Below are 6,470 nucleotides of genomic sequence, written 5' to 3'. Positions count from 1 at the left end.
GGGCTCGCTACCGGTTCGGTTAATTTCGTTGAAATCTCGCGCGCCGTCGCGATGCTAGGGCCCAGGACCGCCAGCGCCGACTCCGATGTCAGCCGAAGCGTTCGGCAGCAATCCCTAAGGCATGGAATAGCGCGATGGCGACAACCAGCACAACGGGGCCCAAAGCACGGGGCGAAAGGTTTGCTCTCGAGACCGCCTTGTACGCGACATCGGCCCACGCGGAGAACGCCGACAGGCATGTCGCCTACGCACCGGACTTGAGGAAATGGCGATGACTGATGATGAATTGATGGGGGTATGGAAACGGGCGGCAAGCCAAAACGCTTGCCGATATCGGTAAATGATAGTAGAGCCGACTCTGTCGCTCCTGCTGTGACCGACAAGATTCCGGAGAGCCGACATCGTGTGTCAATATCGGCTGGCGATCGGACCTGAGCACGAATCTATTTCGATAGGGCGATCCGCGCGGAAGCGCGGGGAGGCTGCCTTTGGTGAGGGGATCTGTGCAAGCCAAACGGTGGCAAGGGATAGTGCAGGCGTGAGCGTCGCGACTGTGGTGTTGCTCAGCTTCATCGCCGGTGTGGTCGTGTCGGTGGTAACGGCACCGGTCGGAGTGTCGGGCGCGGTGTTTCTACTGCCCGTACAGCTTTCTGTGCTGGAAGTACCCAATCCCGCGGTAACGCCCACCAACCTGCTGTTCAACGTCGTCTCCATTCCGGGCGCGTTGGCTCGCTACCGTCAGCGTGCACCGCTTCGCAGCCCGTTGACGAGAGTGCTGCTCGCCGGAACCTTGCCGGGCGTGGTCGCCGGGGCGGTCATACGGGTGCTCATCATTCCGGGGCCGCAGATGTTCCGGTTGTTCGTGGCAACCCTGTTGCTGCCATTGGGGCTCTGGCTTTGCCTGCGTACATACCGCAGGGCATCTCGGCCCACTCCGGCTCCGCCGTCCAACCGCTTCATCGTCGCGATCGCGCTCGCCGCGGGGGTCGTCGGCGGCATCTACGGCATCGGTGGGGGGTCGCTACTGAGCCCGATCCTGGTCGGTCGCGGTGTCCCGGTGAACACGGTGGCCCCGGCTGCGCTCACCTCTACATTCGTCACGTCAGTCGCCGGAGCGATCACCTACCTGTTGCTGGCAATCTTTACCGCGGGCCACGACATCGCGCCGGACTGGACAATCGGGATTGTGTGTGGCCTCGGCGGCTTGTGCGGCGGCTACTTAGGCGCGCACCTACAACCGTTCCTACGTGAAAGTGCGCTCCGGCTCGTCTTGGGCGTGCTCGCCATCGCCACCGCCCTCATATACGTCACGCAGGCATTAAGCTAGCCGCCTGCTTCCGCTGCGCCAGAGCAGCTTTCGACGTTTCGAGTGCTTTGGGCCGCCTGATCGAATCGTCCGCATGGTGGACATGCTTGGCGCGTGACTGGGCTCGGTGGGGTTCTTGGATTGCGGCCAGCGGCTTGGTCGACGAAGGCGGCGACCGACTGGTCGGGCGTCAATTGATCTTTCGACTGTCAGGAGAATTGGACCTAGACACGTGCAGCGCGTCGAGAATGTGTTGCGCAGTGGGCAAGTCGAGTCGGCACGCATCACCGGTGGCCGCCCTGGCCGCTGGGCGCATCACGTCGACGCCGTCGATGAGCACCGTCGGTGAGGGGTAGGGGCCGATCCGGTCGATGATTGGCTCGTCGATGCCGAGGCTGCTCAGGCAGTCGGCGAGAATCTTTCTGGCGCTCTCGGCATGGGGACATCCGGGCGAGGTGAGCAGCTCGATACGCATGACAGTCACTTTCGGTTGGCTGCCGTCATCGGCCAGGGGTCAGTTCAGGTGGTTCTGGATACAGAATATGCTGTATCTTATCGGCATGGAGACTCTGGTCCACACCGATGCTCTTACCCGCTTCGGCTACGCCCTGTCCGACGCGACCCGGACACAGATCCTGCTCAACCTGCGGACGGCACCCCGGTATCCATCGGAGTTGGCCGACGACATCGGTGTCTCCCGCCAAATCGTGTCCAATCACCTCGCCTGCCTGCGGGGCTGCGGCCTCGTCGTCGCCGTGCCCGAGGGGCGCCGGGCACGTTATGAATTGGCCGATCCGCGCATCGGCCATGCCCTCGATGACCTTCTCGGGTTGGTACTGGCCGTCGATCCCAATTGCTGCGCCAAGCACGGGTGCACGCCCTGATGGCCTCCGAACTCGGCTTCCCCGGACTTCGGCCGACGCTGACCGCGGAACGTCGCCGACTCCTGTCGCGCAGGATTCAGTTCTTCGTCGCCGCCACCATCACCTACAACGTCCTCGAAGCCGTCATCGCGCTCACCGAAGGTGCACGGGTGTCGTCTAGCGCGTTGATCGGCTTCGGCTTGGACTCTGTCATCGAGGTGTCGTCCGCGGCGGCGGTCGCCTGGCAGTTCGCCGGGAAGGACCCCGAATCCCGCGAAAGGGTCGCACTGCGGATCATTGCGTTCTCCTTCTTCGGTCTGGCCCTTTACGTCACCATCGACGCCGCCAGGTCACTGCTGGGGATCGGCGAAGCGCAGCACTCCGCGGTCGGGATCACCCTGGCCGCGGTCAGCCTGGCTGTCATGCCCACCCTGTCGTGGGCGCAGCGCCGCGCCGGACGAGAACTCGGGTCGCTCTCCGCTGTCGCCGACTCGAAGCAAACCCTGCTGTGCACCTACCTATCCGCAGTCCTACTGGTCGGGCTTCTTCTCAACGGCATCTTCGGCTGGTCCTGGGCCGACCCCATCGCCGCACTGGTCATCGCCGTCATCGCCACCAAAGAAGGCATCAACGCCTGGAAAGGCGAAACCTGCTGCCCAGCACCCGTCAATGCGAAGGTCGCTGCCTCCCAACATGCTTGCGAGTGTTGCGGAGACTGAGCGCGGACGCGTGGTCGACGGACAGCAGCAGGGGGCAATGGGTCCGATACACCTGTGAGCGCACAGCGCGATCGGTGACAGGCGGCGGCCGGTCATGGTGTCCTCATGGCCGTCGCAGATTTCCTGGTATCTGAGGCGAAGTAGCGTCGCAGTGCTAGCGAGACGTAAACCAGGGCGACAAGGACTGGTACTTCGATGAGCGGGCCGACCACCCCGGCGAGAGCTTGCCCGGAGGTAGCTCCATAAGTCGCGATGGCGACTGCGATCGCGAGTTCAAAGTTGTTGCCAGCAGCGGTAAAAGCCAGTGTGGTTGTGCGTTGATAGCCCAGTCTGAGTGTCGCGCCCAACAGGTATCCGCCGCCCCACATGATGGCGAAATAGGCCAGCAGCGGCAGCGCGATTCTGGCGACATCGAATGGCCGGTTGGTGATTTGGTCGCCTTGTAAGGCGAAGAGGATCACGATGGTGAAGAGCAATCCGTACAGCGCCCAAGGACCAACCACGGGTAGAAACTTGCTCTCGTACCAGGTTCGGCCCCGGGCCTTTTCTCCGAAGCGCCGCGACAGATACCCGGCCAGCAGGGGGATTCCCAGAAATATCAGCACCGACTTGGCGATCTGCCACGGCGAGGTGCTGATTGCACTCTGTGGCAGGCCCAGCCAACCCGGCAGCACTGACAGATAGAACCAACCCAGCACCGCGAACATCGCGACTTGGAATACCGAGTTCAACGCAACCAGGACGGCGGCGGCTTCGCGGTCACCGCAGGCGAGGTCGTTCCAGATGATAACCATCGCAATGCATCTCGCTAGACCGACGATGATCAGCCCGGTCCGGTATTCGGGCAGATCGGGTAGCAGCAGCCAGGCCAGCGCGAACATCACGGCGGGACCGAGTATCCAGTTCAACACCAGGGAGCTGAGCAGTAGCCGCCGATCGCCCGTCACCGAGTCCAGTCGGTCGTAGCGGACTTTGGCCAGTACCGGATACATCATGACCAACAGGCCAAGTGCGATGGGCAGGGAGATGCCATCGACCTGCACGCGCTCGAGCGCGGTATTGAGGCCGGGTATTTGCCGGCCTAGCAGCAGGCCCGCGGCCATCGCGATGCCAATCCAGACGGGCAGGAATCTATCGAGCAGCGAAAGCTTTTCGACAACGGCGGGGTGGGCGTCTGGCTGGGTGGCGGTCATGCCGATGCCTCCGCGGTGGAAGCGTCGACTGCTCTGAGTACTGTCGACAAGGTCGCTAACGCCTCTGGCACTACCGAGTAGTACACCCAGGAGGCGCGGCGCTGGGAGGTCAATAAGCCCGCGTCCTTGAGGACCTTGAGGTGATGCGAGATGGTCGGTTGGGTGACATCGAAGCCTTCGGAAATGTCGCAAACGCATGCCTCGCCGCCCGCGCGGCTGGCCACCATGCTGAATAGTCGCAGTCGGACCGGATCTGCCAACGCCTTGAGCTTGGCGGCGATGTCGGTGGCCGCCTCCGCCGAGAGGGGTTCAACAACAACAGGTGCGTATGCGCACGGGGACACGTCCGTGAGCGCCTGACTCGATTTAGACACTCATCAATATTGATATATATCGATATCAAATGCAACCTCGGCCGGTGGATCATTGCGCGGCGGACCTGTTGGGGTCGCGGGCGCGCCGTCTCACTTGGTGTGTGCAATCGTCGACAGGTGCAGCGGGTCGTTGGCTGGAGGCCGGGCGGGAACGCTGGTCACGCTGATGACGACTGCCGCAGCACCGAAGGCGCCGAGTGCCAGGAACATCGGGGCGTATCCGCCGAGCTCGCTGGCTAGGGCGGAACCGATCCACGGGCTGATCGCGGTGGCCACGGTGATGGGTGCGGACAGCAGCCCGTTGAGGTGTCCGTAATGGGCCGGACCCCAACGTTCGGTGATGGCGGTCGCTTGCAGGAGTGTCATGATGCCGCGGGCGAAGCCAGCGAGAACCGCCACGATGATCAGCGCTGCCACCGAACGGAAAACTCCGAGCAGCGCGGTTGTCGACGCCACGCCGGCGAGAATCACCGCGATGCGTGCTCGTACCCCGACGCGGGCGACCAGCGTCCGGTAGCCCAGTCGGCCGAGGACTTGGCCGATGCCACCCATGCTGAGCGCAGCAGCTGCCCCTCGCGCGTCGATGCCACGCTCACCCATCAACGGCACCAGATTGACGATGACCGCATAGGAGGCGCAGGCACCCAACGTGAGCGCGACCGCCAGGGCAAAAAACGAGCGGCTCTGCGCAATTCGGCTAGGCGGGTCGGTGATGTGTACACCGGACGGGGGAGGCCATGGCTGGCGCAGGCCAAAGAAGTGCGCCGGGATGGTGACGATTGCCAACAGTCCTGCAAGCACGAGATAGGTTGTGCGCCAATCGAACCGCGCGGCCAGGGTGGCAGTGAGCGGCGCAAACACGGTGCTCGACAGTCCAGCGGCAAGCGTGAGAATGGTCAAGGCGCCCATGTGGCGTGCGCCGAACCAGCGCGTCAGCGCCGCGAATGCGGGCGGATACAGGACTGCGCCCATAGCCAATCCCGCTGCAACCCACGCGGCCACAAACCACGCAAACGTCGGGGCCAGCGCAACACCCCCAACGGCCAATGGGCCGATCACCGCGCCGACCGTCATGACGCCATGCGGGCCGTGTCGATCCAACCACCGGCCCACCATGATGCCCACCAGCGCCGAGGTGACTAACGCGCCGGAAAAAGCGGCGGTAACGGCTGGCCGTGACCATCCAGTTTGGTCAGCGATCCGCACCGACAACACCGAAAAGGCGTAGTACAAGACGCCCCAGCTCGTTATCTGCGTCAGGCACAGTGTGACGAGCGCCCAACGCAGTCCGCGTTCACTCGGTCCCATGGACTGCGCTCCTCTTTGGCTGGCCATAGCGCCGTGCGCCGACGGGGCCGCCACGGCCTGACCACGCCGGGTCGATTCGACGGTGTTCGACGGTTGCGCATCGGCACTGATGGATACGCAACCGTTCGAGCGCGCAATCTATTTGATCAGCAGCACGATGTCGCGCGGGTGGTGGCCGAGTCCGCCGCGTCGGAGGCCGCACCGGCGCAGCAGACGCCACCTTCGGCGGTGCCGCCTTCCGCATGCTGGGGACTGGTCCCGAAGGTGTCGGAATCGGTCAACACCGTGTAGACCTCCCACTTCTCCCCGCCCGGTCCGGTCACCCAGACCTTGTCTTGGGTGGCAAAGCAGCACGTCGTTCCGATCTCCTCGTCGGTGAACATGCCCTCGCCCTGCAAGCGGGCAATCTCCTGATGCACCGTCTCGCTTGACTGAACTTCCACCCCCAGGTGGTTGAGCGTGCCGCCCTTGCCGGGATTCTCCAACAGCACCAGCTTGAGCGGGGGTTCGGCGACGGCGAAATTGGCGTAGCCGGGCTTGCGTTTGGCCGGCTCGGTGTTGAACAGCGTGGAGTAGAACGTGATGGCCTCCTCGAGGTTGTCGACGTTGAGGGCAAGTTGGACACGGGACATCAGAACAGACCTCCATACCTGTAAGACATATATCGAAATAGTCGGACACCCTGAGCATGCCCACCTTTGTGATAT

7 protein-coding genes and 1 pseudogene are annotated in these 6,470 nt (G+C 63.5%); 3 read left to right on the top strand and 5 right to left on the bottom strand.

All coding sequences use genetic code 11. The annotated features are described in order from the left end of the window. Window positions 1–538: 538 nt before the first annotated feature. On the top strand, window positions 539–1,327 hold the full coding sequence (locus tag AC5Y5O_RS29435) for a sulfite exporter TauE/SafE family protein (protein ID WP_198049009.1): 789 nt from the start codon (window positions 539–541) through the stop codon (window positions 1,325–1,327). A 169-nt stretch (window positions 1,328–1,496) separates the two neighbouring features. Here the strand turns inward: AC5Y5O_RS29435 and AC5Y5O_RS29430 are convergent, their stop codons facing one another. Next, a complete protein-coding gene (locus AC5Y5O_RS29430) occupies window positions 1,497–1,781 on the bottom strand; it encodes a hypothetical protein (RefSeq protein WP_036474263.1) in 285 nt (94 codons plus the stop codon). An 85-nt stretch (window positions 1,782–1,866) separates the two neighbouring features. Between AC5Y5O_RS29430 and AC5Y5O_RS29425 the strand changes: the two genes are divergently transcribed. Further along, on the top strand, window positions 1,867–2,190 hold the full coding sequence (locus tag AC5Y5O_RS29425) for an ArsR/SmtB family transcription factor (protein WP_036474297.1): 324 nt from the start codon (window positions 1,867–1,869) through the stop codon (window positions 2,188–2,190). Further along, window positions 2,190–2,888: a cation efflux transmembrane domain-containing protein gene (locus AC5Y5O_RS29420; protein WP_036474299.1), complete on the top strand. Its 699-nt coding sequence runs from the start codon at window positions 2,190–2,192 to the stop codon at window positions 2,886–2,888. Before AC5Y5O_RS29425 ends, AC5Y5O_RS29420 begins: the two co-directional genes overlap by 1 nt. 134 nt (window positions 2,889–3,022) lie before the next feature. Here AC5Y5O_RS29420 and arsB read toward each other — a convergent pair. The 4 genes and pseudogenes from arsB to AC5Y5O_RS29400 all read right to left on the bottom strand — a co-directional run. Continuing rightward, window positions 3,023–4,081: pseudogene (gene arsB / locus AC5Y5O_RS29415) on the bottom strand (ACR3 family arsenite efflux transporter); the annotation flags it as partial. Beyond that, on the bottom strand, window positions 4,078–4,455 hold the full coding sequence (locus tag AC5Y5O_RS29410) for an ArsR/SmtB family transcription factor (RefSeq protein WP_036474265.1): 378 nt from the start codon (window positions 4,453–4,455) through the stop codon (window positions 4,078–4,080). The pseudogene arsB and the gene AC5Y5O_RS29410, both read right to left, overlap by 4 nt. A 90-nt stretch (window positions 4,456–4,545) precedes the next feature. Next, complete coding sequence (locus AC5Y5O_RS29405; protein WP_232232273.1) at window positions 4,546–5,763, bottom strand: MFS transporter; 1,218 nt, start codon at window positions 5,761–5,763, stop codon at window positions 4,546–4,548. A 146-nt stretch (window positions 5,764–5,909) separates the two neighbouring features. Then, entirely contained in the window at window positions 5,910–6,395 is a 486-nt protein-coding gene (locus tag AC5Y5O_RS29400; RefSeq protein ID WP_036474266.1) for an ArsI/CadI family heavy metal resistance metalloenzyme, read from the bottom strand. Window positions 6,396–6,470 lie beyond the last annotated feature (75 nt).

This window comes from Mycobacterium sp. NGS40 (assembly GCF_059812735.1).
Note: the sequence above shows the minus strand (reverse complement) of the source record. Positions and strands in the feature narration are given on the sequence as shown.